Here is a 25,705-nt window from a genome sequence, read left to right as displayed (position 1 = left end):
GGATGCGTTCGTCTCCCCGCGCCATCTTCGCCCTGCGGGATGTGCAGCCGGGGTCAAGGCGGCGTCCTGTCCGCCGGTGCCGCGGACCAACTTGCGGAACGGTGTTCTAGATAATAGGATCCGGCTCGTCAACCTGCCGCGTGCGGGTGAATACGGAGCCCCGGACATGGCGCGACCCCGACAGCTTGCCTCCGGCGAGGAAGCCTTGACGGCGCTGGAGGACGGCGACGGCGACAAGCGCTTCGCCATCCCGGGCGCGCAGGCGCTCTCCAAGGGCCTGAGCCTGCTGACCCTGATCGCCGACGCGCCGCACCCGCTGCCCTTCGGTGAGCTGGGGCGCTACTCCGGCCTGCCCAAAAGCACCCTGCACCGGATCCTGCAGACGCTGATCGACTATCGCCTGGTACGGGTCGACGAGGCCACCCAGACCTATCGGCTGGGAACCCGCCTGTTCGAGATGGCGCACCGGGTGTGGAGCGATTTCGACCTGCGCAGCGCTGCCGAACCGGAGCTGCTGCGCCTGCGCGAGCTGGCCCAGGAAACCACCCGGCTGGGCGTGCTGGAGGGCAGGGAGATCCTGATCATCGACCAGCGCGACCACGTACAGGCCATGCGCCTGGCCAACGGGGTCGGCAGTCGCCTGCCCGCGGTCGCCACGGCGATCGGCAAGGCCGTGATGTCGCATCGCCCACCCGACGAACTGCAGCGTTACCTGAGCAGCACCCCGCTCAAGCCGCTCACCCCGCATTCGATCCTGGATCTGGACGAACTGCAGCGCGAGCTGGACCTGATCAAGGCGCGCGGCTATGCGGTATCGGTAGAGGAATCGGCGCTGGGCGTCAGTGGCGTGGCGGCACCGATCCTGGATCACCGAGGCGAGGCGATCGGTGCGGTGAGCATCAGCGGCCCGTCCTTCCGCCTGCCGCTGGACCGCCTGCATGCGCTCGGGCGCGACGTGATCGAAGCGGCACGGCGCATCTCCGGCAACGTCGGCGAGACCTTCATGTCGATCAGCACGTCCGTCACCCCCAGCCACGCCGCCGACCGGCAGGTGCGCTGCGTGGTTCCCCAGAGTGCGTTCCTGGCCGAGGGCCCGCATTGGCTGGCTGGCAGCCGGTCGCTGCTGTGGGTGGATATCCTGGCGCCGTCGATCAACCTGTCCAACCTGGTCACCGGTGATACCCGCAGCACGCCGCTGGGCGAACTGGTGGGCGTGGTGGTGCCGCGCCGCGCCGGTGGCTTCATCGCCGCCACCCAGAGCGGCTTCCGCGCACTGGACCTGACCACGGGCGAGATGACTGCGCTGGCGTCGCCGGCGGGCATGTCCGGCCGCCGCTTCAATGATGGCAAGTGCGATGCCGCCGGCCGGCTGTGGGCCGGTACGCTGGCCATCGACGCCAGCCCGGAACGCGGTGCGCTGTACCGGCTGGATACCGACGGCACCCTGGCCGAGATCGAAACCGGGTTCCACATCTGCAATGGCCTGGGCTGGAGTCCGGATTCGCGACGCTTCTACCTGGCCGATTCCGGGCGTCGGCAGATCTACGTCTATGACTACGACCTGGCGACCGGCACGCTCTCCAACAAGACCGTGTTCGCCCGCTTTTCCGGGTCCGACGGCATGCCGGACGGACTGGCCGTGGATGTCGAGGGGTACCTGTGGTGCGCCATGTGGGATGGCTGGGCGCTGCGGCGTTTCGCGCCGGACGGCCGCCTGGACCGCACCGTGGACCTGCCGGTACCGCGCCCGACCAGTTGCGCGTTTGGCGGTGCGGACATGAAAACGCTGTACATCACCACCGCGCGCATCCGCCTGTCGGCCACCCAGCTGGCCGCCGCGCCGCTGTCGGGCAGCATTCTGGCGCTGCAGGTGGACGTCGCCGGCTGCCCGGTGGGCGAGTACGGCGGCTGACATGGCCAGCTACCCCTCGCTCGCCGGCAGGACCGTGGTCGTGACCGGGGGCGGGGGCGGCATCGGCGCGGCGATGGTGGAGGCGTTCGCCCGCCAGGGCAGTCAGGTGTGTCTGCTGGATGTGGATGCCGCCGGTGTCCGGCGCACCCTGCAGGCCATCGCGGCCAGCGGCCTGCCCACGCCCGACGGCGCGGTCTGCGACCTGCGCGACATCGCCGCCTCGGTAGCGGCGCTGGAGCGGCTGCTGGACGGGCGCACGCCCCATGCGCTGATCAACAACGCCGGCAACGACCAGGCGCAGCCACTGGACGCGGTCACCGTCGCCGACTGGGACGACCGCGTGGCGGTCAACCTGCGCCACGCCTTCTTCCTCGCCCAGGCGGTGGCGGCGCCCATGCGCCGTGCCGGCGGGGGCGCAATCGTCAACCTCGGCTCGATCAGCTGGCGGATGGGTGTCGCCGGGGTTCCGGTCTACGCCACCCTGAAAGCGGCCGTGGAAGGCCTGACCCGGTCACTGGCGCGTGAACTGGGCACCGACGGCATCCGGGTGAACACGATCGCCCCGGGCTGGGTGCTGACCGAACGCCAGATGGCCAAGGCCGCCGCCGATCCTGCCAAGGCCAGCCGCTACCTCGAGCGGCAATGCCTGAAAGCGCACCTGTATCCGGCGCATATCGCCGAGATGGCGCTCTGGCTGTGCGCCGAGGAAAGCGCCATGTGTACCGCACAGACCTTCACCGTCGACGGCGGCGTGGTCTGAATGGGGCGGGGCGGCCACCGGCCCGGCCGCCCGCCGCACCGATTCGCGTTCTCTTGATCTAGGTCATGTGGCCGCGCGCGGCCCGTGGCTACCGTGCGCGTGCCAACCAGCATCCGTTGATCGAGACCACCATGCAGATCCCGCGTTCGAGTGCGCCGCAGGGCGCCCCCTACCATGCCGCCAATCTGGACGAGGACATCTGCGTCCATATCTTCACCACCTCGGCGGTGATGCTGGGCGTGTGCATGACCGTGGTCGGCGTACTGCACGTGGTCACGGTGCTGCGCAATGTGGACACGCTGGGCGACGACCTGCTCAGCATCGACTCGCTGATCTACCTGGCCTCCTGCCTGAGCGCCTACTGGGCGCTGCGCACGCGACGCCGCAAGCGCAACCAGATCCTCGAACGCACGGCCGACTGGCTGTTTCTGATCGGGCTGGTGATCAGCGCGATCGCCACCGGTTTCATCACCTGGGCCATCGCCGGCAGCTGAGCCTGCGATTCCGTTTCCTCGCCTGCCAGCAGGGACCTCATGGACGCCATCCTCCCCGTACCGCCCACCGACCGCGCGCGTCGGCGCCGCCGCCTCCACGATCTGTATGCCGTCGTGCTGGCCGGCGCACTGCTATGGACCGGAGCCACCGTGGCCCAGGCGCCGTCCTCCGGCAATGCCGCAGGGGCACCGCTGCGGCCGCCTGCCGAGATCCGCTACGGGGCCGACGGGGTCAGCAGGGGCACGCTGCGTGCGGCGTTGTCGCCGGTGTCGGTTGGCGACCAGCCGTATCGCGCGCTGGTCTTCAACGGCGACTACGACGCACCGCTGATCCGCACCCGGCCCGGCGGAACCGTGGCCATCACGCTGGACAACCGGATGGACGAAAAGACCAACCTGCATTTCCACGGCATGACGGTCACGCCGCTGGATTCGGGGGACAGCATCTTCCGCGAGGTGGGGCCGCACCAGACCGGGCTGTACCGGTTCAAGCTGCCGCCCGACCACAGCCCCGGCGCCTACTGGTATCACAGCCACTTTCATGGCGGTGCGCAGCGCCAGGTGGAATCGGGCATCGCAGGGCCGATCCTGGTCGACGGCATCCTCGATCCGTTCCCCGAGCTGAAGGGCATAAAGGAACGCGTACTGGTACTGCGCAATTTCCAGAAGACCACCACCGGCAAGCTGGCCAGTGCGATCGTGACCAGCGCGCCGTCGATCCGCACCGTCAACGGACAACGCGATCCGGTGATCGACATCCAGCCCGGCGAGACCCAGCTGTGGCATCTGCTGAACATCTCGGCCAACCAGTATTTCCGCATCCGCATCGCGGGCCAGAACGTGCAGATCCTCTCGCGCGACGGCAACACGGTGAACAAGCGGGTCACAACCGATGAGCTGCTGATCGGCCCGTCGGCACGGTTCAGCGTGCTGGTCGTCGGACCGGCAGCCGGCGACCATCCGGTCGAACTGGCCGCCGGCAACACCGGGGCTGCCGGCGACCAGTACAAGGGTGCGCGCATCGCAACGCTGCGCGCAGGCGGTGCGGCCGTGGCCACCCGTGCCATCACCAGCCCGTACCCGGTGCTTGAGGACCTGAGCAGGGTAGCGGTCGCCAACGTGCGCCAGTTCGCCTTCCAGGATTCGGCCACCGACGGCGATGCGTTTCTGATCAATGGCGAGCGTTTCGATCCGCGCCGGGTCAATACCACGGTCAAGCTGGGCGATGTGGAAGAGTGGCGGCTGTACAACCCGTCGCAGGAACTGCACCAGTTCCACATCCACCAGACCGATTTCCAGGTGGTGGCGATCAACGGCAAGCCGGTTCCCTTCAGCGGCTACCGCGACACGGTGTACATCCCGACGCGCGGTTCGATCACGCTGCGCATTCCGTTCCGTGACCCGGTCATGCTGGGCAAGTTCGTCTACCACTGCCACATCCTGGAGCACGAGGACGGCGGAATGATGCAGGTCATCCAGGTGGTGCGGCCGGAGGACTACGCGCAGGCGGTCAAGCTGGCACCGCTTGGCGGGATCTACGGCGACAACCAGACCTGCACCTACCTGAAGAACAGCGGGCGCGAGTTCACCCTGCCGGCCTCGGTGCAGCTGCCTGCGGGAGAGCCCTGATGAACGCCTTCCACAAGCGCAGCCTGGTGTTGTGCATCGCCGGCGGATTGGGCGGCCTGGCCGGCGAGGCACACGCCGACAAAGGCTACTATCCCAACGTCGGCATGGACTACAACGCGGTCATGCAGTACGACTTCAGCCGTGCCGAAGGCAGCGGCGCATCCGCACCGCGCAACACCACCGACCTGTATCCGGACATCCAGAGCAGTTTCTACGTGCGGTTCAGTCCCAACGACCAGATCCGCCTGTCCACCGAGTTCAATCCGGTCGATCCGCCCGCCAATGGCCAGAAGCGCACGTTTGGCGATCTCGGCCTGGTGGTGAACGAACTGAACTACTACAAGCTCACCCAGCACACCCAGCTGCAGGTGGGCAAACTGCAGGTGCCGTTCGGCCGCGCGATGGATGCGGCGCCGGGCCTGTACACCAACGACTTCGTGGCCGCCTACGACCTCGGCGGCATGCTTGGGGCCACCTATGCCTATCGTTGGTTCGGGCAGAAGGTGGGCATGGTGCAGGGCGGGGTGAATCTCTACACCGCCGACACCACCGAGCTGGGCCGGCCGTTCCTGCGGGGCGGTTCGCGTACCCGGCGTTCCGATGGTGGGCCGGCCAATACCGGCGCGCTGGATTCCTATGCGGTCACCGTGAACTGGGATGCCATTCCGGCGCTGCCGTTCCTGGAAATGCAGGCCGGCTACATGCGCAACCGCGCCGGTGTGGCGCAGCCGGATACCGGGCCGGCCGATGACGAAGTGATCCGCGTGGTATCCGCGCGCTACATCTGGGCCCCGGACAGCAGCGCCGACCTGGATGGCACGTTGCGCGGGCGCTACCTCGACGTCGTGCCGCTGGTCGAGTACGCCGATGTGCGCAACGAGAACGCCATTGCGGGCAACCACACGCGCTACCTGACCACGGCCGTCACCATCGACTACGGGCGCTGGGTGATCGGCGCCACGCGAACCGACAAACGGCGTCCGTGGGCGCCGGGTGCGGGTCGCCACGACTATCTCAACGAGCTGAGCGTGGGCTATCGACTGAGCGGACAGCTCAGCGTGGCAGTCTCGCTCGGCAGCCAGGCCGAGGGCGGGCAGGATGCCAATCTCGTGGGACTGGCCCTGTCCTACAGCGGAGCGCACTGACATGCCGCGCACCTTGTGGCAGGCGCGCGTGCCGGCGGTAGCGCTGGCGGTGGTGCTGTCCATGCAGCCGCTGTCGGCGCAGACACCGGCGCAGACGACCATCGGCGGGCCGTTCACACTGACCGATCAGAACGGCAGGCAGGTCAGCGACCGCAGCTTCCACGGCACGCCGGTGCTGCTGTACTTCGGCTTCACCAGCTGCCCGGACGTGTGTCCCACCGACCTGGCGCGCATCGAGCGCATCGCACGGCGCGTGCGGACGCTGGGAGGACCGGCGGTGACACCGGTCTTCGTCAGCATCGATCCGGCGCGCGACACGCCGGCAAAGATGAAGGCATACGTGGCGCTGTTCGGGCGCGATGTCGTGGGCCTGAGCGGTACGCCGGCGCAGACCACCGCGATCACCGACGCGTACCACGTGTACTACCGCAAGGTGCCTTACGGCACACGGGGTCAGTACATGATGGATCACTCGACCTTCGTGTTCCTGCTCGACCGCAATGGCCGCTACCTGGATCATTTCGGGCGCACCGCCGACGAAGCCCAGGTGGCTGCGCAGGTCGTGGATGCGCTGGGCAGGGCGTCGCCCCGGGCGCGCCTGCCGCCATCCAGCGCCAGCCGCCCCTGAGCGCGGGCTCGCGCTGCCCCTTGTGCCTGCCCAAGATGAAAAACGCCGACGCGGCCAGAGGTCGCGTCGGCGGGGGGGAGGGCAGGCGGCGACGTGGGGATCGCGATGGTCAGGGGCGGCCGTTGTTGTTGGCCGACGTGGCCGCCGCGCGCAGTTCCTGATCGGCCTGGATGAGCAGTTGGCGCGCCCGCTCGGCATGTCCGCCAAGGCGGTCGTTGTTGTCCTGCTGGGCGACGCCGATCAGTTGATAGGCCTGCACGATGTGTTCCTGCGCGGTGCGCAGATTGCCGTGGCGCTCACCGATGTTGACGGTGGGCTGCTGCGCCTGGGCCGCGCCGGCGAGTGCCAGTGCGCCGAGCAGGGCCAGGGGGGCAAAACGGGGAAAGCGATTCATGGGGACGGCTCCGAAGAAGGGGTGGTGCCGGTGACGCCTGGGCGGCCGGCAGGGAGACAGTAGGGCGTCCGTGCCCGGCGCTGCTTGACGTGGGTCAAGTGACCGGCATTTCGACGGCGTTGGCTTCCTGAATGGGTGAAACCAGTATATTTACTGGTTTTCCCATATTGCGGAACGATGTTCCGATAAATAACATGGAGCCGTAGTCCACCCGTTGGACCTACGCCGCAGGACGCGGCCAGCGCTCACCCGGAGGCGGATCGGGGGGGCGCATCACGCTCCACGCAGGGCGGGGCTTCAACGCATCTGTTTTCAGCATCCGTTCGAGGGGGAAAGGCGGCGGGCCGTTGCGTCTGCCAGGTGCCCGGTGACCGGGCAACGCACCAGAGCTGGAGTGACACGATCATGGGTACTGCGTTTGGCGCCACGTCGGCGCACTGTCGGCATTGCCAGGCCTGCCAGTTGGGGCCGGAGTGCTTTCCCGGTTCGGTTGATCCGTCCGGCCTGCATGCACTGGAGGACGTGATCGAGCACACAGCGCCCCTGCATGCCGGTACCGTCCTGTTCCGCCAGGGTGATCCGTTCCGCTACATCGCGGTCATCCGCCTTGGCACGGTCAAGACCTACTCGGTGGACCGCGAAGGGCGCGAGCAGACCATCGGATTCCATATGCCCGGCGACATGATCGGGCTCAGCGCGATCGACGATGAACGCTATCCCTGCAACGCCATTGCCTTGGATACCGTGACGCTGTGCAAGCTGCCGTTCCGCGCGATCGCCACGCTCGCCGCGCGCACGCCGATGCTGCAGGCCAGGCTGTTCCGGTTGATGAGCCGCGACATCGCGCGCGCTACCCAGCTGTCGTGCAACAACACGGCCGACGAGCGCCTGGCCGGCTTCCTGATCGGCATGGCCGACCGCATGGCGGCACGCGGCTATTCGTCCAGCCGCTGGCAATTGACCATGTCGCGGATGGATATCGCCAGTTATCTGCGGCTGGCACCGGAAACGCTGAGCCGTCTGTTCCGCCGGTTCCAGGAAGAAGGCCTGCTGGCGGTGGACGGGCGCGATGTGGAACTGCGCGGCCGCGAGCGCCTGCAGGCACTGGCGGCGGCAGCGCCGCCGAAACACGCCGATGAGGACGTGATTCAGGCGCGCAGCGAAGCAGCGTAGCGCGTGGTCACGCGGCTTGCCGCCAGCAGGGCCATGATGATCACCACGACGCCGGCCAGCGCGGCGCGCGGCCACACCAGGATCGCGGCGTCTGCGAGCACCACGGCCGCCAGGGCGGCCGTCCACACGCCGGAGACCACGTAGTGGCTGCGGATGAAACGCGGCGACAGCCACTTCGCCGCGTCGGTGTCGGGCTTGGCGTAGCCCAGAGTGAACGGCCGCCCGATCAGCATCGAGGCCAGCATCACCAGCAGCAGTGCCACATCCACCACGATGCGCACGCCCATCACCGACCAGGCCGGTGCGTAGACGCCCGCGTACACCGCCATCCCGCCGAACAGCAGCAGCGAGATCAGCTCCAGCAGGCCGCAGTGACGCCGCGGGCCGGTCCAGTCGCGCAGGCACAGTGCCAGTGCTGCCAGCGCCGCGGCGCTGAGCCCTGCCGCGACGCCGGCGACACGTTCCACCACCGCGAAAAGCAGGAAGGGCAACAGCCCGATGAGGATGTCCATGCGCGACGCTCCGGTGGGAAGCTCCAGCGTAGTAGGGCCAACGCGGCGCGGGTTGATCCAGGTCAAGACGGCCACGGAAATGCCGCGTCCGGCTCAGGCCAGCGGCAGCGTCGCCTCGGCGCGGGTGAGGCGGTCGTGCAGGTCGCGCACCGCTTCGGCCCGGGCATCGGTGCGGTTGCCTTCGCCAAGCGTGCGCAGGTAACGGCAGGCAGCGAATGCCGCCGCACGGCGCTCGTACTCGGCGATCCAGGCCAAGCGGTCGGGCAGCTGCGCCTGTGCCGGCGTCCACGCCGCCGACGACGGACGCACGTGGCGGGCGATGCCGATCCGCCACGGTTTGGGCGTCAGGCGCGCACGGAAGCAGCGTTGCAGCGCACACATCCGCGTATACAGCGGATCGCCGCGCAACGCGCCGAAGAACGCGCCAACCGCCGGGTCATCCGGCAGGAACGTGGCATGCATCGCCAGCACGCGCAGCCCGGCTGGCGTGCGGTACACGCGCAGGTTCCAGTCCGGGTGCTGCCGGGCGAACGCCTCCACCCGCGCCATCGCCCGCGCCTCCACGCCGCCCGTGTTGGCGAACGCGCGGCGCTTGATGGCCGCGGCCACGGCATTGGCGGCGATCACGACCAGCGTGGCCAGCACCACTGCGGGAATGGCCCGCCCAAGGCCGGGTACCCCCTGCCACGCGATACCCACGGCCATCGCCACGCCCGCCCAGAGCAGCACGGCAACCTTCAACTTCAGCGCGAACCCGCCGGGTGGGGATTCAAAATCCACATCCCCGAACAGCACGTCCGGAGTGTTCAGGCACAGGGCGCCATAGCTGTTGCGGGTCACCACCACATCGCCGTGGCGCGACACGATCTGCTCGCGGATCGGTACGCCTTCCAGCCCATAGGCGGTGCGTCGCTCCTGCCGGGGGAGGTCGTTGCCGGCCAGGATCGCCGCGAGCGCCTCGCGGGCGCGCACTTCGGCATGGGCCTGCGCCGCGGCCTCGTTGTCGTCGGACCAGCCCATGCGGGTCACGGTGATGCTGCGGCGCTGCTGTTTGAGCTGCAGGCGGGCTTCGGCCCAGTATTCGGGAACGATCACGTGCGTCCTTGCCGGCAATGTCGAACGGAGCGGCGAGTGTCGCATGCCGCGCGCGCGCTGCAGGCGGCGGGGTGCTTGTTGGCACGCGGCTGCTCTTCTAACATCCGCTGCCATGCGCCCTGAACCGCCCGACGTCCCCCGCATCCGCCCCTCGATCGCCCTGGCCGGCATGGTCTGGGCGCTATTGGGAACCGCCAGTGCAACAGTGACGGCTGTGGCCGTCACCGTGATCCGCGCCTGGGTCTATCCGACGTTTTCGGAGGCGTTCCAGTCGATCGGCGTTGTCCCGCCCCTGGTCACGCGGGTGTTTGCCAGCGGCGCGCCACTGGTGTGGCTGGCCCCGCTGGTGCTGGGCGCGATGTGGGCCTTCGGTCCACGCAAACCGGGCTGGTATCTGCTGATCGGCCTGATCGGCATCTGCACTGTGTTCATCGCCGCGCCCGTCACCATCTTCGCGCTGTACCTGCCGATGATGGCGGTCAACGCGGCCATCTGACCGGCAGCGGCGGGCGGGTGCGGCGCGCAGTGCGCCGCAGGCGATCCGCCGCGGGTGATCCACGCCGCACTCAGTCGAAGCGCCAGCGCAGCCCGGCATACACGCCGCGTCCGTCGCCAGGCGTGGAGCGCGCCACGTCCTTGCCGGCGTCGTTGTAGCCGGGCGTGACGGTAGCGGCGTAGTGGCGGTCGGTGAGGTTGCGCAGTTCGGCCCAGGCCTGCCAGCGGCCGCTGGGCGCATCGAAGCCCACGCGGCTGCCGAAGATGAGGTGGCTGTCGGCGCTGAAGGTGTTGGCGTAGTCCACGAACATCCGCGAGGCGTACTCGGTGTTCAGCGCAGCATAGAAGCCGGTGGGATGTGCGTAGCGCAGTTCGGCCTGGTAGTAATGGCGCGGCAGGCCCGGCAGGCGGTTGTCGCCGAAGCGGGCGTCATGGCGGTAGCGGAAATCGCTGAAGGTGTAGGCCTGGCGCAGCGACAGCGTTCCGTCGTTGCCGTGCCACAGCGTGCTGTCCAGCGCGGCTTCGATGCCGCGGTGCACGGTGGGGCTGGCGTTGTTCTCGGCCACGAACAGGTTCGGCACCGGCTGCACTTCCACGCTCAGCAGTTCGTGCAGCACGTGCGCGTAGTAGCCGGTGAGCTCCCATCGGCCGAGAGCGCTTTCGCCGCGCGCGCCCAGCTCCAGCGTGGTCGCCGTCTGGTTGTCCAGCGGCAGCGGGGCGCGCTGGCGGCCGGTGGAGGCGCCGTTGCCCGGCCCGAAATACTGGTTGGAGCCCCAGATCATCGACCACGGATGCGCAGGCTCCACCGACCGGCTGAGGTTGCCGAACCACTGAGTGGCAGGCGTCTGCTGCCAGGTGAAGCCCAGTCGCGGGGCGTAGTCCCAGTCGCTGCCCGACAGCCGTTCCGGCGTGCTGGGCCAGGTGACCTGCACATCGTGGCGCGTGTTTATCACGGCCAGCCCGGTCTGCACGCGCAGCGTGTCGCTGAGCGCCGTGTCGTTGCCCACATGCAGCGTGCTGTTGGTGCCGTGATGGGAGAAGTCGCGGGTGTGGGTGCCGGCGGGGTAGCCGTTGTTGGCAAAACGCAGGGTCTCGCGCACGTCGGCATCCAGGTCGTGGGTCACGCGCAGGCCGAGCGTGGTCACGCTGTCATGCCCGAGCAGCGTGTGCTGCTGCCGGTAGTCGAGCGTGGCATTGAGGTTGGTGTAGTCCAGCTGCTGGCGGTACAGACTTTCGTTCAAGTCCATCGGGTAATGGTGGTATGCCAGCCCGGCCTGCAGCGAGGAGACCTCGTCGATCTGCCAGGTGGTCATGTTGCCGATCCAGGTGCTGCCCGGCTGCGGGCGGCGCGCGTCGATGGCGAGGTTGGCCGGGTTGGCCGCGCGGGGATCGTTGCGGATCTGGTCGCGGGTGAGGCGCCCCGGCGTTTCGTGATTGGTCTCGCGGTAACGCACGAAGAAGCGCGTTTCCAGGGTTGGGGTGATCTGCCAGCCGAGGTTGGCCATCGCGCCCTTGCCGTCGCCACTGGCGTGGCGCTGGTAGCCGTCGAATTCGGTATCGGTGTAGGCCAGGTAGTAGTCGACTGCGCCGCTGACCCCGCCGTACCCCACGCTGCGTTTCTGGTACCCGCGGCTGCCGGCGTCGTACTGCAGGTCCAGCCCGGCCGAATCGCGGCCGCTGCGGCTGACGTAGTTGATCGCGCCGCCCAGCGCCAGCGCGCCGCGTTCGATGCCGTTGGCACCGCGCAGTACGTCGACGCGGCTCAGCCACAGCGGTTCCAGCAGTTCGTACGGGGTACCGCCCGGGCCGGTCAGCGGCAGGCCGTCGAGCGAGACTGCGATGCCGGAGGCATGCGCACCGGGGCCGCGGTTGATGCCCGAGCCACGGATGGAAACCTTGGTGCCTTCGTTGCCCGGCGACTGGGCGCTGATGCCGGGCTGGTAGGCCAGCACATCGGCGCTGCTTGCGAGGCGGCGGTCGGCGTTGGCCACGTCGATGACGTTGCCGGCGCCGGGAACGCGCTTGAGCGCGGCGCGGGCCTGGTCGGTCTCGCTGGCGGCGGTGACGTTGACCGCGTCCAGTGTGGTGGCCTGCGGGGCGGCATGGGCCGCGCTGGCAGCAAGGCTGGCGAGCAGGGCGGTGGCGAGCAGGGACGGGGTGGGGCGGGGGAAAACAGTCATGCGTGCGCGATCTGGTGGTAGCGACCGGCCGCGCGCGAGCGCGCAACCCTGTCAACTGCGAATGGGGTGCGCAAGTTAACAGGGTCGACGGAAAACGTCATCTCCCCAAGCGGATAAGGCCTGCTGACCCGCACGGACGCTTCCCCCGGTAGGTGCGGACCGTTGGTCCGCACGCGCGATCACCCAGGCGGGTACGGACCGCTGACCCGCACGGCCGATTCTGCCCGGTAGGTGCGGACCGCTGGTCCGCACGCGCCGTCAGAGAATCCCAGGCAGATCCAGCCCCTTCTCCTTCGCGCAGTCCAGCGCAATCTCATACCCCGCATCGGCGTGGCGCATCACGCCGGTGGCCGGGTCGTTCCACAGTACCCGTGCGATGCGCTTGGCGGCCGCCTCGGTACCGTCGCAGACGATCACCATGCCGGCGTGCTGCGAGAAGCCCATGCCCACGCCCCCGCCGTGGTGCAGCGACACCCAGGTGGCACCGCTGGCGGTGTTGAGCAGGGCGTTGAGCAGCGGCCAGTCGGACACCGCATCGGAGCCATCGCGCATCGCTTCGGTTTCGCGGTTCGGCGAGGCGACGCTGCCGCTGTCCAGATGATCGCGGCCGATCACCACCGGGGCCTTCAGTTCGCCGTTGGCGACCATCTCGTTGAAGGCCAGGCCCAACCGGTCGCGGTCGCCCAGGCCAACCCAGCAGATGCGCGCCGGCAGGCCCTGGAACTTGATCTTCTCGGCGGCCATGTCCAGCCAGCGGTGCAGGTGCGGATTGTCCGGAATCAGCTCCTTGACCTTGGCATCGGTCTTGGCGATGTCTTCCGGGTCGCCGCTCAGCGCGGCCCAGCGGAACGGGCCGATGCCGCGGCAGAACAGCGGGCGGATGTAGGCGGGCACGAAACCGGGGAAGTCGAACGCATCCTCGACGCCTTCTTCCAGCGCCATCTGGCGCAGGTTGTTGCCGTAGTCCACGGTCGGCACGCCCAGCGCGTGGAAGGCCAGCATGGCGCGGATGTGGTTGGCCATCGACGCGCGCGCGGCCTTTTCCACGGTCTTGGGCGCGCTCACGCGCTTGTCGTCCCATTCCTCCACGGTCCAGTCCTGCGGCAGGTAGCCGTTGACCGGGTCGTGTGCGGAGGTCTGGTCGGTCAGCAGGTCCGGCTTGACCCCGCGCACGAGCAGTTCATCCAGCACGTCGGCGACGTTGCCCAGCAGGCCGACCGACAGCGGCTTTTTCGCGGTGCACGATTCCTCGATCAGGCGCAGCGCCTCATCCAGGTTGTCGGTCCAGGTGTCCAGGTAGCCGGTGCGCAGGCGCATTTCGATGCTGCTCCTGCGGCATTCCACCGCCAGGCAGGAGGCACCGGCCATCACCGCGGCGAGTGGCTGTGCGCCGCCCATGCCGCCCAGCCCACCGGTGAACAGCCACTTGCCGGCCAGGCTGCCGTTGTAGTGCTGGCGGCCCATTTCCACGAAGGTTTCGTAGGTGCCCTGCACGATGCCCTGCGCACCGATGTAGATCCAGCTGCCGGCCGTCATCTGGCCGTACATGGCCAGACCCTTTTTATCGAGCTCGTTGAAGTGGTCCCAGTTGGCCCAGCGCGGCACCAGGTTGGAGTTGGCGATCAGCACGCGCGGCGCATCGACGTGGGTGCGGAACACGCCCACCGGCTTGCCGGACTGCACCAGCAGGGTCTGGTCGTCGTCCAGGCGCGTGAGCGTGTCGACGATGGCGTCGAAACTCTCCCAGTCGCGTGCGGCGCGGCCGATGCCGCCGTACACCACCAGCTCCTGCGGGCGCTCGGCGACGTCCGGGTGCAGGTTGTTCATCAGCATGCGCAGCGGCGCTTCGGTCAGCCAGCTTTTCGCGGTGAGGGTGGTGCCGGTGGGCGCGGTGATGGTGCGGGACGGGTCGTTGCGGGTCATGCGGCGCTCCGGTTGGTCGCGAAGTCAATGCAGGCGGTAAGCACCTGCGCCAGGGTGCGGCGCAGCGGTGCGGCGTGATCGGGGTCGAGCGGGGTGGGCCAGCTGTGGTCGTCCAGCTGGTCCGCGGCCGGCTCGTGCATGTAGCCACGGCAGGCCAGTTCCATCTGCAGGCTGTGTACGCCGCCAGGGATGTCGCTGTAGCGGCGGGTGATCCAGCCGCCCTTGAAGCGGCCATTGCGCACCTGCGGCATGCCGCTGATCCGGCACAGGTTCTCCACCACGTCGCTGAGCGCGTTGTCGCAGGACGTATCCGGCGCGCCGGACGGGCCGGCGGTGCCGAGGTTGAACTGCGGCAGCTCGCCATCGAACAGGTGCGGGATGTGCGAGCGGATCGAGTGCGCGTCGTAGACCACCACGGTGCCGTGGCGCTGGCGCAGCCGTGCGATCTGTGCGGTGAGGGCGTCGTGGTACGGCGCGAAATACGTGTCGCGGCGGCGCGCGATGTCGGCCTCGTCCGGCGCCATGCCGGGCAGGTACAGCGGCTGGTTGTCGAAGGTGGTCAGCGGGCACAGCCCGGTGGTGTTCTGCCCCGGGTACAGCGACACGCCGCTGGGATCGCGGTTGAGATCGATCACCGAGCGCGAGATCGCCGAGCGCACGGTGGTGGCGCCCATGCCGCGCGCGAACTCGTACAGCGTGTGTACCCACCAGTCGGCATCGCGGCGTGCCAGCCACGGCGAGACGAAGCGGCTGGCCAGGTCGTCGGGCAGGTCGGTGCCGGTGTGCGGGAAGCTGACAATCAGCGGTGCGTCGCCTTCATGCACCTGCAGCCAGTCGGGCCGGGTGTTCATGCCAGCGGCTCCACCTGCGGCAGCACGTCGGCCAGGCCCTCGGCCAGCGCGCCACTGCGCACCAGCGTGGTGGCGGCCACCATGTCCGGGTGGAAGTAGCGGTCGTCCTGCAGGGTCGGCACCTGCGCACGCAGGCGCGCGCGCACGCCTTCCAGCGCGGCGCTGGAGCGCAGCGGGGCGTGGAAGTCGCACCCCTGCGCGGCGGCCAGCAGCTCGATGCCGACGACGTTGGCCGCGTTCTCGGCCATCGCCAGCAGGCGGCGGGCGCCGTGCGCGGCCATCGACACGTGGTCTTCCTGGTTGGCCGAGGTCGGAATCGAATCGACGCTGGCCGGGTAGGCGCGCTGCTTGTTTTCCGAGACCAGCGCGGCGGCGGTGACCTGCGGAATCATGAAGCCCGAGTTGAGGCCGGGCTTGGGGGTGAGGAAGGCGGGCAGGCCCGACAGCGCCGGATCGACCAGCATCGCGGTGCGGCGCTCGCTGATCGAGCCGATCTCGCACACCGCCATCGCCAGCATGTCGGCGGCGAAGGCCACCGGCTCGGCGTGGAAGTTGCCGCCGGACAGCGCCTCGCCGGTATCGGTGAACACCAGCGGGTTGTCGGACACGCCGTTGGCTTCGATCGCCAGGGTGGTGGCGGCCTGGCGCATCACATCGAAGGCCGCGCCCATCACCTGCGGCTGGCAACGCAGGCAGTACGGGTCCTGCACGCGCACATCGTTGTCGCGGTGCGATTCGCGGATCGCCGAGCCCTGCATCAGGGTACGCAGCGCGGCGGCCGTGGCGATCTGCCCGCGCTGCCCGCGCAGGGTGTGGATGCGCGGATCGAACGGGGTGTCCGAGCCCTTGGCCGCTTCCACCGACAGCGCGCCGGTCACCAGCGCCGCCTGGAACACGGTGGTGATCGCGAACAGGCCGGCCAGCGCATACGCGGTGGAGTACTGGGTGCCGTTGAGCAGGGCCAGGCCTTCCTTGGCGCCCAGCACCAGCGGCGCCAGACCAAGGCGGGCGAGCGCATCGGCCGCCGGCAGGCGCTCGCCGGCGACGAAGGCTTCGCCGACGCCGATCATCACGCTGGCCAGGTGCGACAGCGGTGCCAGGTCGCCGGAGGCGCCTACCGAGCCCTGGCAGGGAATCACCGGCACGATGTCGTGCTGCAGGAACGCTTCGAGCAGCGCCAGGGTCTGCGGGCGGATGCCCGACGCGCCCTGGGCCAGGCTGGTCAGCTTCAGTGCCATCATCAGCCGCACCACGGGCGCGGGCATCGGTTCGCCGACGCCCGCCGCGTGCGAGAGCACGATGTTGCGCTGCAGGGTTTCCAGGTCGTCGCGCTCGATGCGCACGCTGGCCAGTTTGCCGAAGCCGGTGTTGATGCCGTACACCGGCTCGCCCTTGGCCACGATCGCCGCCACGGTCTGCGCGCTGTGCAGCACCGCCTCGGCGGAGGCTGGGTCCAGGCGCACCCGCGCCCCGTCGTGGATCGCGCGCCATTGCGCCAGCGTCACGGCGCCGGGGTGCAGGGTCAGGGTAGTGCTCATGAAATCTCCAGACATCACAGAAGTCAGACGGATACGCCGCGCATCACGCGTGCGTGCAGCGGGTTGAAGCCCATGCGGTACACCAGGTCGGCAGGTGCCTCGATGTCCCACAGGGCCAGATTGCAGTCCAGGCCAACCGCCAGGCGGCCGATGCGGTCGGCGCGGCCGAGGGCGCGCGCGGCGTCGCGGGTGAAGCCGACGATGCACTCCGCCACGGTCATGCGGAACAGCGTGGCGGCCATGTTCATCGCCAGCAGCGGGCTGGTCAGTGGCGAGGTGCCCGGGTTGGAGTCGGTGGCCAGCGCCAGCGGCACCCCGGCCGCGCGCAGGGCGGCAATCGGGGGCAGGGTAGTGTCGCGGGTGAAGTAGAACGCGCCCGGCAGCAGCACGGCCACGGTGCCGGCGGTGGCCATCGCGGCGATGCCATCGGCGTCGAGGTGTTCGATGTGGTCGGCCGACAGCGCGCCGTGGCGGGCCGCCAGCGCGGCGCCGTGCTGGTTGCTGAGCTGCTCGGCGTGGATCTTGATCGCCAGCCCGTGGTGCCGGGCGGCCACGAACACCTGCTCGGCCTGTGCGGCGCTGAAGGCGATGTTTTCGCAGAACACGTCCACCGCTTCGGCCAGGCCCTCGGCCGCCACCGCGGGAATCATCACCTCGCACACTTCGTCGATGTACGCCTGCGCGGTGTTTCCCGGTGGAATGGCGTGGGCGCCGAGGAAGGTCGGCACGATCTCGACCGCGCGCAGCTGGCCCAGCGTGCGCGCCACGCGCAACTGCTTGGATTCATCGGCGAGGGTGAGGCCGTAGCCGGATTTGATCTCCAGCGTGGTGATGCCTTCGGCCAGCATCGCGTCCAGACGCGGCAGGCTGGCGGCGATCAGGTCGGCCTCGCTGGCGGCGCGGGTGGCGCGCACGGTGGACACGATGCCACCCCCGGCGCGCGCGATGTCGGCATAGCTCACCCCCTGCAGGCGCTGTTCGAACTCGCCCGCGCGGTTGCCCGCGTAGACCAGGTGGGTATGGCAGTCGATCAGCCCCGGGCTGATCCAGCGGCCGCCGCAGTCGATGCGCTCGGCCGGCTGCAGGTGCGCCTCGGAGCCGGCCGGGCCGACGTGCACGATGCGGCCGTCGGTGGCGGCGATCACGCCGTTCTCGATCACGCCCAGGCCGTCGCCGTCGCCGTCGACGGTGATCAGGTGGGCGTGGTACCAGAGGGTGTCACAGTGCATGGCAGCAACCACATCGGTGTATATGTCTATACAATATAGGCGCCTCTTCCGGGATGTCCAGTGATGCCAGCCAACACCGCTCCGCTGCTTGTTTTCCACGCCTCCCACGCGCTGCTGCCCAGTGGCTGGGCGCGCGATGTGCGCATTGCCTGCCAGGGCGGCCGGCTGGTTGAGGTAACCCCCGGCGTGCCGGTGCAGCCCGGCGACACCACGCTGGCCATCGCCCTGCCGGGGCTGGGCAACCTGCACAGCCACGCGTTCCAGCGTGGCATGGCCGGCCTGACCGAGATCGGCGGCAACAGCGGCGACAGCTTCTGGAGCTGGCGCGAGCTGATGTACCGCTTCCTGGCGCACCTGCAGCCGGACGCGGTGCAGGCCATCGCCGAACAGGCCTACGTGGAAATGCTCGAATCGGGCTTCACCCGCGTGGGCGAGTTCCACTACCTGCACCACGCCGCCGATGGCACGCCCTACGCGGACCGCGCCGAGATGGCCGCGCGCATCGCGGCGGCGGCACACGGCAGCGGCATCGGCCTGACCCTGTTGCCGGTGTTCTACGCGCATGCCGATTTCGGCGGCGCGCCGCCCAACCCGGCGCAGCGACGGCTGATCCACGATGTGGATGGCTTTGCCGACCTGCTGCAGGGCTGCGCGCACGCGCTGCGCGGCAGTGACGATGCGGTTCTCGGTATCGCCCCGCACAGCCTGCGCGCAGTCACCGGCGACGAGCTGGCCGCGCTGCTGCCGCTTACCACCGGGCCGGTGCACATCCATATTGCCGAGCAGACCCGCGAGGTCGATGCGTGCGTGGCCTGGAGCGGCCTGCGCCCGGTGCGCTGGCTGTACGAGCATGCCCCGGTGGACGCGCGCTGGTGCCTGGTGCACGCCACCCACGTGGACGCCGACGAAGTGCAGCGGATGGCGGCCAGCGGGGCCGTGGTCGGGCTGTGCCCGATCACCGAGGCCAACCTGGGCGATGGCCTGTTCCCGATGCAGGATTTCGTCCGCGCCGGCGGCCGTTTCGGTGTGGGCTCGGATTCCAACGTGCTGATCGATGCGGCCGATGAGCTGCGCCTGCTCGAATACGGGCAGCGTCTGCACGTGCGTGGGCGCAACGTGCTGGCCCCCGGCGACGGCCAGTCCAGCGGGCGCTGGTTGTTCGAGCAGTCGCTGCGCGGCGCCGGGCAGGCACTGGGCGTGGCGACGGGGTTGCAGGTCGGTGCACCGGCCGACGTGGTGGAACTGGACCCGGCGCACCCGGCCCTGATCGCGCGCGACGGCGATGCGTTGCTTGACAGCTGGGTGTTCGCCGCACGTAATGGTGCGGTGCGTTCGGTGTGGCGCCAGGGGCGCCAGCTGGTCCGCGAGGGCCGCCATCTGCAGCGCGATGCTGTGGCCGCCCGCTTCGCCAACGCCCTTCGTACCGTTCTGCAGGCCGGCTGACCGCCGGCCGTGCCCTCCCAGGAATCCCGCGTGACGGGCAAGAAAGCACCCACCCTCAACCAGCGCATCCGCGCCGATCTGGAGAGCCGCATCCTCAGTGGGACGTGGCCGCCCGGGTTCCGCATTCCCTATGAGCACGAGCTCATGGAGCAGTACGGCTGCTCGCGGATGACCGTGAACAAGGTGCTCACCGCACTGGCCGAGAGCGGCATGATCGAGCGCCGCCGCCGCGCCGGTTCGTTCGTGGCGCGGCAACCGCCGCACCTGGAACAGGTGGCGCTGGAGATTCCCGATATCGCAATGGCGGTCGGTGCGCGTGGCCACGTATACGGCTACCAGCTGCTGGAGCGCGCCTACCGCGCCCCGCGCGCCCAGGCCGAGGAAGAGGTGGCGCTGGCCGGGGGCGAGAAGCTGCTGGCGATCCGCTGCCTGCACCGCGCCGATGGCCGGCCGTTTGCGCTGGAACACCGCCTGATCAGTCCGGTCGGTGTGCCCGAGGTGCTGGAGGTGGATTTCGGCACCACCGCGCCGGGCAGCTGGCTGCTGCAGAACGTGTCATGGACCCGCGCGCAGCACCGCATCAGTGCGTGGGGCGCCGACGATGCCGCGGCCGCGCTGCTGGAGGTCAAACCCGGTACGGCGTGCCTGGTGATCGACCGCCTGACCTGGCGCGGCGAGCAGCCGATCACCTGCGTGCGGCAGATGTTCCTGGGCGACGCCTGGGACCTGGTCGCGCGGTTCTCACCGGGCGCGCGCTGAGGCGACGCACGGCGCGGCCACCGATCATCCTGCGGTGCGTCAGAGCGTGGCGCACTGGCGCCAGCGCACCGGCTCGTCCACACCGGGGCGCGGGTTGAGCTGGATGCGCACGGTGCGCAGCGCCGGGTAGCGGGTCACTTCAGCACAGATCAGCGGCCACACCTGGTCGATTTCGCCGGTGCGGTTGATGGCCAGGGTCTGGCGCGTCAACCAGATGCCGCTGGCCACGCCGGGCTGACCGGCGAGGGCGCGCGACAGCGCCTGCTGGTAGCGGTCCAGCGTGGCGGCATCCGGGTTCGCCTCCATCTCCGGCGCCACCGCGCTGGGTGCAGGTGCCGGCAGCGCAGCCGGTGCGGCGGGTGTGGTGGCGGTCGGTGCGGGTGCGGGCGAGCCAACCGGCGCTGCAACCGCTGCAGGCGCGGGGGCCGGGGTCGCCACCGGCGCAGCAACGGCGGCGCTGTTTTCCAGGCGCGAGGTCAGGTAGCCCATGCCCACCAGCAGACCCAGGGTCAGCGAGCCCAGCGCGGCGATCGAAATCCGGCGGATCGCCTCGCGGCGCGCGCCGGTCTGCACCCGCGCTTCCATGTCGCCGGGCAGGTAGGGCTTGAGCAGCGGCCACAGCAGGCGGCCATCCAGCACTTCCACACCCTGCTTGTCGGCGGCCAGGCGACCATCGCGCTCCACTCGGCCTTCGGTGATCAGGATGCCGCCGCGGGCGCCGGCCAGGCGCGCGGCGGCGCCCAGTTCGTTCACCGCGGCGGTGCCGATCCGGTAGGCGCGGCCGTGCTTGCACGACACCAGCCAGCGGTGCTGGCCGTCGTCCATCATGAAGTCGCTGCGGGGCTCACGGCTGTCGTCGGCCTCGCCGGGCACATCCTTCAGGCCGCGCTGCTCGCGCATGGCCCGGCGCACGATCTCGGAAAAATCCCGCCAATGCATCCCGGCCAGCGCGTTCAGCCCGAGCTGGGTCTCCTTTCGCCGCCGCTTGACCAGCCACAGGTAGGCCGTCGCCATGAACCAGACAATGAGGGCCAGCAGCAGGGCCAGAATCCAGGAGAACATTCGATGCGTGATCTGAACAGGGAAGAACGATCAACAGTTTATATGTGCCTACCCCGCTGTGCGGTGTGATGTAAGGCACAAAAAACCCGCCAATCCGTAGCCGTGAGGGGAGGGAACAAACGGCGAAGAAGCGATTGGCGGGTTCATCCGGATTGTCAACAAAGTTCTGCTGCTTTGCAACAATCGATGTGGCGGTGGATCAGGGAGGCGATCCCGGGGACTGATGGCTGCCCGGTGACGGGTCCGCATTGGGGGACGCGTTGCGGCTCTCGGCCCGGTTCACACGTGCGGTCAGGGCATCTATGCGGGCATTGAGTGCGGCCACGTCGTCGGCGGTGGGAATGTGCAGGCGCTTGAGCACGCCCTGCACGCGCTCGTCGAAGGCCTTCTCGACCTTGTCCCAGGTGCCGGTTGCCTTCTCGCGGGCATCGCCCAGGTGTTCTTCCACGCTGTCGCGCCAGCGCGGGGTGTCGCCGGCCTGCTCGCGGTTGCGGGCTTCGATGGTCTCGCCTTCCTTGACCAGCGTGTCGAACACGCGGCTGCCTTCGGCCTGTGCCCGCCCGAACGCGCCCAGCCCGGCCAGCCAGACCTGCTGGGCCGAATCGGTCAGCCGGCGCGAGAAGCGTTCGGCCTGGTCCTGCAGCGAGGGCTTCTCGCCGGGGCTGCGCTCGTCGAATTCGTCGTGTGCATTCATGCTGCGATCCCGTTGGGTGGACTCCCTGGGATCGTAATCACCCCGACCGTTGCGGCGGGGTGATGGCGCGCAGGCGGTTCAGCCGAGCTTTTCTTTGAGCACGCGCTGGATCTCGCCTTCGACCATGCCCTTCATCGCCGAGAGCAGGAAACCCAGCTTGGCGGTGACGTGCACTTGGCCAGGCAGCAGTTCGATCGCGCCATCCACGCCCGAGCCGGAGAAGTTCAGTACGTCACCCAGCCAGTTGGACTGCAGCCCGAAGCGCTCGGCGAGCTTGGCCGCCACATCCTCGATCGCCTGGCGTGCGCCGTCGACGGGAAGGGAATGTGCGTGGCGGATATCGATGCTGGACATGGGGGCTCCTGGCGGACCGTGGCGGGGAAAGGGGGTGCATTGTGCGCATCCTGCGCCACAACTCCAAGGTCTGCGTCACACTTCTTCTTCCCTGACAGTCAACCTGCTAGGCTTTCGCCGCGTGCAGAACCTGCGAGTCCACTTCACCCATCGCCAACATCCCGACCAGCCCCTGCGGCCCGGGGTGCATCGCATCGTGCGCCATGCCTCGGGCACCGTGCGGCTGGCCGACGACAGCCCCGGCACGCTGCTGCTGGCCCAGTTCTGCCTGGACGACCGGGGCCTGTGGCTGCAGGTCGCCACCGGCATCCGTGGCATCCACGTCAACGGCCGCCCGGTGCGGCGCATGGCGCTGCTGCGGCCCGGCGATGCGGTCTATGCCGATGGCGTGGAAATGGTGGTGCAGGGCGAGTGCGAAGCACTTGCCCAGGCGCCGGCGCGCAGCGACGAAGGCGGCGACGACCCGCGTCTGCTGCGTGGCGTGGGCGGGCAGCACCACGGGCGCAGTTTCACCCTGGACCGGCCGCGCGTGATCGGCAGCGGTGTCGAGGCCGACATCGTCATCGACGACCCGGCCTTCGCCGAGCAGCACGCGCGCCTGGAACGCCACGGCGAGCGCCTGCTGCTGCGCGATCTCGGTGCCGGCGAATCCACCCGGGTCAATGGCATCGGCGTGCGGCACTGCTGGTTGCAGCCCGGCGACCAGCTGGTGTTCGATGCCCAGCACCGGTTTGTGCTGGAAGTGCCGCACGACGGCCGCCGGCGGGCGGTGGAGGCGGAGGAGGACGAACCCCTCGACGCCCCGGCCGACGCCGATGTCGCCACCACGCGGCCGCGCGTGCAGCGCTGGCCGTGGCTGCTGGCCAGTGCGGTGCTGCTGGCCGGCGCGATCAGCGGGCTGCTCTGGTTCGGCGCGCGCTGAGCGATAGATTCGTTTGCAACCAAATTCGCCTTGTGCGGCAAGGCCTAAAGCCTGGTGCGCTGCGGCATACTAGGGGTCTTGCCCCATAGGTGTGACATGACGCGCGCGTTCAATTTCAGTGCCGGCCCCGCAACCCTGCCGGAATCGGTCCTGCGCCAGGCGCAGGCGGAGATGTTGGAATGGAACGGCGCCGGCGCCTCCATCGTCGAGATGAGCCACCGGGGGCCTGAGTTCATGGCCGTGGCCGCGCAGGCCGACGCCGACCTGCGCCGCCTGATCGGCATTCCCGACGATTACGCCGTGCTGTTCCTGGCCGGTGGCGCCACCACCCAGCAGGCCCTGCTCGCGCTGAATTTCGCCAGCCCGGGGCAGACCGTGGATTACGTGGTCACCGGGCACTGGGGCAAGACCGCGATCAAGCAGGTTGCCCCGTACGTGCACGTCAATGTTGCCGCCAGCAGCGAGGCCAGCGGCTTCCACGACATCCCGGCGCGCGACAGCTGGCGGTTGTCCAACGACGCCGCCTACGTCCACATCACCGCCAACGAAACCATCCACGGCGTCGAGTTCCGCGATACCCCGGATGTGGGCGACGTGCCGCTGTTCGCCGACTTCAGCTCGTCCATCGCCAGCGAGCCGCTGGACGTGAGCCGGTATGGCGTGATCTATGCCGGTGCGCAGAAGAACCTCGGCCCGGTCGGTGTGTCGGTGGTGATCGTGCGCCGCGACCTGCTCGAACGCAGCGGCCAGCCGCGCGCGGACATCTTCGATTACCGCTCGCACGTGGCGCGCGATTCGATGCTCAACACCCCGCCGACCTGGAACTGGTACCTGGCCGGGCTGGTGTTCCAGTGGATGCTGGCCGAAGGCGGGGTGGAGGAATTCGCCCGCCGCAACGCCGCCAAGGCCGCGCTGGTGTATGGCGCCATCGATGCCTCCGGCGGCTTCTACCGCAACGCGGTGGTACCGGCGGCGCGCTCGCGCATGAACATTCCGTTCTTCCTGCCCGACGACACGCTCAACGCGCGCTTTGTCAGTGAGTCCAAGGCTGCCGGCCTGCTGGCGCTGAAGGGCCACAAGGCGGTCGGCGGCATCCGTGCCTCGCTGTACAACGCCATGCCGGTCGAGGGCGCCCGCGCGCTGGCCGGTTTCATGGCCGATTTCCAGCAGCGCCACGGCTGAATCCTTACGTTTCAACCGGGGCGCCTGCCGCCCCACTGCACCTGGAATCCCTGATGGCCAAACAACCCGCAACGCCCACTGCCAAGGCTGCCGCCACGCCTGCATCGACCAAGCCGGCCAAACAGGCAAAGCAGGCCAAGCCCGCGCCCAGCGCCAGGACCGATGCCGCGCTGCCTGCGCCGGTCCTCTCGGACGTGCGCGCCAAGATCGACCATATCGACCGCAGCATCCAGGCGCTGATCGCCGAGCGCGCCCAGTTCGCCCACCAGGTCGGCAAGGCCAAGGGCAAGCTCGCCGCTGCGGTGGATTACTACCGCCCCGAGCGCGAAGCGCAGGTGCTGCGCATGGTGGTGGACCGCAACGAAGGCCCGCTCAGCGACGAAGTGCTGGTCCACGTGTTCCGCGAGATCATGTCGGCCTGCCTGGCCCAGCAGGAGCCGCTGAAAATCGGCTACCTCGGCCCGGAAGGCACCTTCAGCCAGCAGGCCGTGCTCAAGCATTTCGGCCGCTCGGCGCTGGGCCTGCCGCTGGCCAGCATCGAGGAAGTGTTCCAGGAAGTGGAAGCCGGCAACGCCGATTTCGGTGTGGTCCCGGTGGAAAACTCGGGGCAGGGCACCATCCAGATCACCCTGGACATGTTCCTCACCTCCAACCTGAAAATCTGCGGCGAAGTCGAACTGCGCGTGCAGCAGTACCTGATGTCGCGCAGCGGCCGGCTGGACGACATCGAACGCGTGTACGGCCATCCGCAGTCGTTCATGCAGACCTCCTCGTGGCTGCGCGCCAACCTGCCCAAGGCCGAGAAGATTCCGGTGTCCAGCAATGCCGAAGGCGCCCGCCGCGCCCGCAATGCCGACGACGCCGCCGCGATCGGCGGGGAGAGTGCCGGGCATGTGTACGGCCTGAAGAAAGTCGTCACCAAGCCGATCCAGAACGATGCCGACAACACCACGCGTTTCCTGGTGGTGGGCCGCACCATCTTCCCGACCTCCGGCCACGACCGCACCTCGGTGCTGGTGTTCATCCACGACAAGCCCGGTGCCCTGTTCGATGTGCTCAGCCCGTTCGCGCGGCACGGCATCAGCATGAACCGCATCGAGTCGCGCCCGTCGCACAACGCCAAGTGGGAATACGGCTTCTTCATCGACTTGGCCGGCCATATCGACGACCCGGCGATGCAGGCCGCGCTGGCCGAACTGGAAGCGCACTCGGCACAGATCAAGGTGCTGGGCTCCTATCCGGTTGCCGTGCCCTGATCGACCCGCGTCGCCGCGCACCGCGCGACGCACCGGCCCGGCGTTCCGCAACGCCGTGGCTGCTCCCCCGACCCA

Annotated in this window: 24 protein-coding genes; 13 read left to right on the top strand and 11 right to left on the bottom strand. The window is 69.1% G+C overall.

What is annotated here, in order from left to right:
- Positions 1–166 precede the first annotated feature (166 nt).
- From ACLB90_RS01860 to ACLB90_RS01835, 6 genes are all read left to right on the top strand, one after another.
- Positions 167–1,912 carry an SMP-30/gluconolactonase/LRE family protein gene (locus ACLB90_RS01860; RefSeq protein ID WP_411851361.1) on the top strand — a complete coding sequence of 582 codons (1,746 nt, stop codon included), beginning with the start codon at positions 167–169 and terminating at the stop codon, positions 1,910–1,912.
- 1 nt (position 1,913) lies between these two features.
- Positions 1,914–2,672: an SDR family NAD(P)-dependent oxidoreductase gene (locus ACLB90_RS01855; RefSeq protein WP_411851360.1), complete on the top strand. Its 759-nt coding sequence runs from the start codon at positions 1,914–1,916 to the stop codon at positions 2,670–2,672.
- Between the two features lie 65 nt (positions 2,673–2,737).
- Positions 2,738–3,166: a hypothetical protein gene (locus ACLB90_RS01850; RefSeq protein ID WP_411851359.1), complete on the top strand. Its 429-nt coding sequence runs from the start codon at positions 2,738–2,740 to the stop codon at positions 3,164–3,166.
- Positions 3,167–3,205: 39 nt separating this feature from the next.
- Positions 3,206–4,795, top strand: coding sequence for a multicopper oxidase family protein (locus ACLB90_RS01845; protein WP_411851358.1), 1,590 nt, complete (start codon positions 3,206–3,208; stop codon positions 4,793–4,795).
- Positions 4,795–5,940 carry a hypothetical protein gene (locus ACLB90_RS01840; protein WP_411851357.1) on the top strand — a complete coding sequence of 382 codons (1,146 nt, stop codon included), beginning with the start codon at positions 4,795–4,797 and terminating at the stop codon, positions 5,938–5,940. Before ACLB90_RS01845 ends, ACLB90_RS01840 begins: the two co-directional genes overlap by 1 nt.
- A gap of 1 nt (position 5,941) precedes the next feature.
- Positions 5,942–6,568, top strand: coding sequence for an SCO family protein (locus ACLB90_RS01835; protein WP_411851356.1), 627 nt, complete (start codon positions 5,942–5,944; stop codon positions 6,566–6,568).
- A 109-nt stretch (positions 6,569–6,677) separates the two neighbouring features.
- On the opposite strand, the gene ACLB90_RS01830 is transcribed toward ACLB90_RS01835, so the two are convergent.
- Positions 6,678–6,962, bottom strand: a complete 285-nt coding sequence (locus tag ACLB90_RS01830; RefSeq protein WP_411851355.1) for a hypothetical protein — start codon at positions 6,960–6,962, stop codon at positions 6,678–6,680.
- Positions 6,963–7,367: 405 nt separating this feature from the next.
- Between ACLB90_RS01830 and ACLB90_RS01825 the strand changes: the two genes are divergently transcribed.
- Complete coding sequence (locus ACLB90_RS01825) at positions 7,368–8,135, top strand: cyclic nucleotide-binding domain-containing protein (protein WP_411851354.1); 768 nt, start codon at positions 7,368–7,370, stop codon at positions 8,133–8,135.
- Here ACLB90_RS01825 and ACLB90_RS01820 read toward each other — a convergent pair.
- Both ACLB90_RS01820 and ACLB90_RS01815 read right to left on the bottom strand, forming a co-directional pair.
- Positions 8,111–8,647 carry a hypothetical protein gene (locus ACLB90_RS01820; protein WP_411851353.1) on the bottom strand — a complete coding sequence of 179 codons (537 nt, stop codon included), beginning with the start codon at positions 8,645–8,647 and terminating at the stop codon, positions 8,111–8,113. The genes ACLB90_RS01825 and ACLB90_RS01820 overlap by 25 nt on opposite strands.
- 93 nt (positions 8,648–8,740) lie before the next feature.
- Positions 8,741–9,742 (bottom strand): hypothetical protein, encoded by a 1,002-nt coding sequence (locus ACLB90_RS01815; RefSeq protein ID WP_411851352.1) that lies wholly within the window; start codon positions 9,740–9,742, stop codon positions 8,741–8,743.
- 112 nt (positions 9,743–9,854) lie between these two features.
- On the opposite strand from ACLB90_RS01815, the gene ACLB90_RS01810 reads away from it, so the two are divergent.
- The gene (locus ACLB90_RS01810; RefSeq protein ID WP_411851351.1) at positions 9,855–10,238 is read left to right on the top strand and encodes a hypothetical protein; all 384 of its coding nucleotides are present in this window, start codon (positions 9,855–9,857) and stop codon (positions 10,236–10,238) included.
- 70 nt (positions 10,239–10,308) lie between these two features.
- On the opposite strand, the gene ACLB90_RS01805 is transcribed toward ACLB90_RS01810, so the two are convergent.
- From ACLB90_RS01805 to hutI, 5 genes are all read right to left on the bottom strand, one after another.
- On the bottom strand, positions 10,309–12,417 hold the full coding sequence (locus ACLB90_RS01805; RefSeq protein WP_411851350.1) for a TonB-dependent receptor family protein: 2,109 nt from the start codon (positions 12,415–12,417) through the stop codon (positions 10,309–10,311).
- A 258-nt stretch (positions 12,418–12,675) separates the two neighbouring features.
- Positions 12,676–14,340, bottom strand: coding sequence for a urocanate hydratase (gene hutU, locus ACLB90_RS01800; protein WP_411851349.1), 1,665 nt, complete (start codon positions 14,338–14,340; stop codon positions 12,676–12,678).
- The gene (hutG, locus tag ACLB90_RS01795; RefSeq protein WP_411851348.1) at positions 14,337–15,191 is read right to left on the bottom strand and encodes an N-formylglutamate deformylase; all 855 of its coding nucleotides are present in this window, start codon (positions 15,189–15,191) and stop codon (positions 14,337–14,339) included. Before hutG ends, hutU begins: the two co-directional genes overlap by 4 nt.
- Positions 15,188–16,729 (bottom strand): histidine ammonia-lyase, encoded by a 1,542-nt coding sequence (gene hutH, locus ACLB90_RS01790; RefSeq protein WP_411851347.1) that lies wholly within the window; start codon positions 16,727–16,729, stop codon positions 15,188–15,190. Before hutH ends, hutG begins: the two co-directional genes overlap by 4 nt.
- Positions 16,730–16,752: 23 nt before the next feature.
- Positions 16,753–17,958, bottom strand: a complete 1,206-nt coding sequence (hutI, locus tag ACLB90_RS01785) for an imidazolonepropionase (protein WP_411851346.1) — start codon at positions 17,956–17,958, stop codon at positions 16,753–16,755.
- Positions 17,959–18,021: 63 nt separating this feature from the next.
- Here hutI and ACLB90_RS01780 point away from each other — a divergent pair, with 63 nt between their 5' ends.
- Together ACLB90_RS01780 and hutC are read left to right on the top strand one after the other, a co-directional pair.
- Positions 18,022–19,401, top strand: coding sequence for a formimidoylglutamate deiminase (locus tag ACLB90_RS01780; RefSeq protein WP_411851345.1), 1,380 nt, complete (start codon positions 18,022–18,024; stop codon positions 19,399–19,401).
- 30 nt (positions 19,402–19,431) lie between these two features.
- A complete protein-coding gene (gene hutC / locus ACLB90_RS01775; RefSeq protein WP_411851344.1) occupies positions 19,432–20,160 on the top strand; it encodes a histidine utilization repressor in 729 nt (242 codons plus the stop codon).
- A gap of 39 nt (positions 20,161–20,199) precedes the next feature.
- Here the strand turns inward: hutC and ACLB90_RS01770 are convergent, their stop codons facing one another.
- The 3 genes from ACLB90_RS01770 to ACLB90_RS01760 all read right to left on the bottom strand — a co-directional run bounded on the left by ACLB90_RS01770 (position 20,200) and on the right by ACLB90_RS01760 (position 22,270).
- Positions 20,200–21,222, bottom strand: a complete 1,023-nt coding sequence (locus tag ACLB90_RS01770) for a restriction endonuclease (protein WP_411851343.1) — start codon at positions 21,220–21,222, stop codon at positions 20,200–20,202.
- Between the two features lie 199 nt (positions 21,223–21,421).
- Complete coding sequence (locus ACLB90_RS01765; protein ID WP_411851342.1) at positions 21,422–21,916, bottom strand: phasin family protein; 495 nt, start codon at positions 21,914–21,916, stop codon at positions 21,422–21,424.
- A 78-nt stretch (positions 21,917–21,994) separates the two neighbouring features.
- Positions 21,995–22,270: a polyhydroxyalkanoic acid system family protein gene (locus ACLB90_RS01760; protein ID WP_411851341.1), complete on the bottom strand. Its 276-nt coding sequence runs from the start codon at positions 22,268–22,270 to the stop codon at positions 21,995–21,997.
- A 121-nt stretch (positions 22,271–22,391) separates the two neighbouring features.
- Between ACLB90_RS01760 and ACLB90_RS01755 the strand changes: the two genes are divergently transcribed.
- The 3 genes from ACLB90_RS01755 (at position 22,392) to pheA (ending at position 25,630) form a co-directional block, all read left to right on the top strand.
- Positions 22,392–23,192, top strand: coding sequence for an FHA domain-containing protein (locus ACLB90_RS01755; RefSeq protein WP_411851340.1), 801 nt, complete (start codon positions 22,392–22,394; stop codon positions 23,190–23,192).
- Between the two features lie 96 nt (positions 23,193–23,288).
- A complete protein-coding gene (gene serC / locus ACLB90_RS01750; protein ID WP_411851339.1) occupies positions 23,289–24,374 on the top strand; it encodes a 3-phosphoserine/phosphohydroxythreonine transaminase in 1,086 nt (361 codons plus the stop codon).
- A 53-nt stretch (positions 24,375–24,427) separates the two neighbouring features.
- Complete coding sequence (gene pheA, locus ACLB90_RS01745) at positions 24,428–25,630, top strand: prephenate dehydratase (RefSeq protein ID WP_411851338.1); 1,203 nt, start codon at positions 24,428–24,430, stop codon at positions 25,628–25,630.
- The last annotated feature ends 75 nt before the right edge of the window (positions 25,631–25,705 follow it).

The sequence above is a fragment of the Stenotrophomonas sp. LGBM10 genome (genome assembly GCF_046736075.1).
Classification (GTDB): domain Bacteria; phylum Pseudomonadota; class Gammaproteobacteria; order Xanthomonadales; family Xanthomonadaceae; genus Stenotrophomonas.
The sequence above is the reverse complement of the archived record's forward strand: the minus strand, read 5'-3'. Positions and strand labels throughout refer to the sequence as shown.

Excerpts from the sequence above, each read along its gene's own strand:
- ACLB90_RS01860 (WP_411851361.1), top strand. The coding sequence starts at position 167 with ATGGCGCGACCCCGACAGCTTGCCTCCGGCGAGGAAGCCTTGACGGCG.
- ACLB90_RS01855 (WP_411851360.1), top strand. The coding sequence starts at position 1,914 with ATGGCCAGCTACCCCTCGCTCGCCGGCAGGACCGTGGTCGTGACCGGG.
- ACLB90_RS01850 (WP_411851359.1), top strand. The coding sequence starts at position 2,738 with ATGTGGCCGCGCGCGGCCCGTGGCTACCGTGCGCGTGCCAACCAGCAT.
- ACLB90_RS01845 (WP_411851358.1), top strand. The coding sequence starts at position 3,206 with ATGGACGCCATCCTCCCCGTACCGCCCACCGACCGCGCGCGTCGGCGC.
- ACLB90_RS01840 (WP_411851357.1), top strand. The coding sequence starts at position 4,795 with ATGAACGCCTTCCACAAGCGCAGCCTGGTGTTGTGCATCGCCGGCGGA.
- ACLB90_RS01835 (WP_411851356.1), top strand. The coding sequence starts at position 5,942 with ATGCCGCGCACCTTGTGGCAGGCGCGCGTGCCGGCGGTAGCGCTGGCG.
- ACLB90_RS01830 (WP_411851355.1), bottom strand. The coding sequence starts at position 6,962 with ATGAATCGCTTTCCCCGTTTTGCCCCCCTGGCCCTGCTCGGCGCACTG.
- ACLB90_RS01825 (WP_411851354.1), top strand. The coding sequence starts at position 7,368 with ATGGGTACTGCGTTTGGCGCCACGTCGGCGCACTGTCGGCATTGCCAG.
- ACLB90_RS01820 (WP_411851353.1), bottom strand. The coding sequence starts at position 8,647 with ATGGACATCCTCATCGGGCTGTTGCCCTTCCTGCTTTTCGCGGTGGTG.
- ACLB90_RS01810 (WP_411851351.1), top strand. The coding sequence starts at position 9,855 with ATGCGCCCTGAACCGCCCGACGTCCCCCGCATCCGCCCCTCGATCGCC.
- ACLB90_RS01805 (WP_411851350.1), bottom strand. The coding sequence starts at position 12,417 with ATGACTGTTTTCCCCCGCCCCACCCCGTCCCTGCTCGCCACCGCCCTG.
- hutU (WP_411851349.1), bottom strand. The coding sequence starts at position 14,340 with ATGACCCGCAACGACCCGTCCCGCACCATCACCGCGCCCACCGGCACC.
- hutG (WP_411851348.1), bottom strand. The coding sequence starts at position 15,191 with ATGAACACCCGGCCCGACTGGCTGCAGGTGCATGAAGGCGACGCACCG.
- hutH (WP_411851347.1), bottom strand. The coding sequence starts at position 16,729 with ATGAGCACTACCCTGACCCTGCACCCCGGCGCCGTGACGCTGGCGCAA.
- hutI (WP_411851346.1), bottom strand. The coding sequence starts at position 17,958 with ATGCACTGTGACACCCTCTGGTACCACGCCCACCTGATCACCGTCGAC.
- ACLB90_RS01780 (WP_411851345.1), top strand. The coding sequence starts at position 18,022 with ATGCCAGCCAACACCGCTCCGCTGCTTGTTTTCCACGCCTCCCACGCG.
- ACLB90_RS01770 (WP_411851343.1), bottom strand. The coding sequence starts at position 21,222 with ATGTTCTCCTGGATTCTGGCCCTGCTGCTGGCCCTCATTGTCTGGTTC.
- ACLB90_RS01765 (WP_411851342.1), bottom strand. The coding sequence starts at position 21,916 with ATGAATGCACACGACGAATTCGACGAGCGCAGCCCCGGCGAGAAGCCC.
- ACLB90_RS01760 (WP_411851341.1), bottom strand. The coding sequence starts at position 22,270 with ATGTCCAGCATCGATATCCGCCACGCACATTCCCTTCCCGTCGACGGC.
- serC (WP_411851339.1), top strand. The coding sequence starts at position 23,289 with ATGACGCGCGCGTTCAATTTCAGTGCCGGCCCCGCAACCCTGCCGGAA.
- pheA (WP_411851338.1), top strand. The coding sequence starts at position 24,428 with ATGGCCAAACAACCCGCAACGCCCACTGCCAAGGCTGCCGCCACGCCT.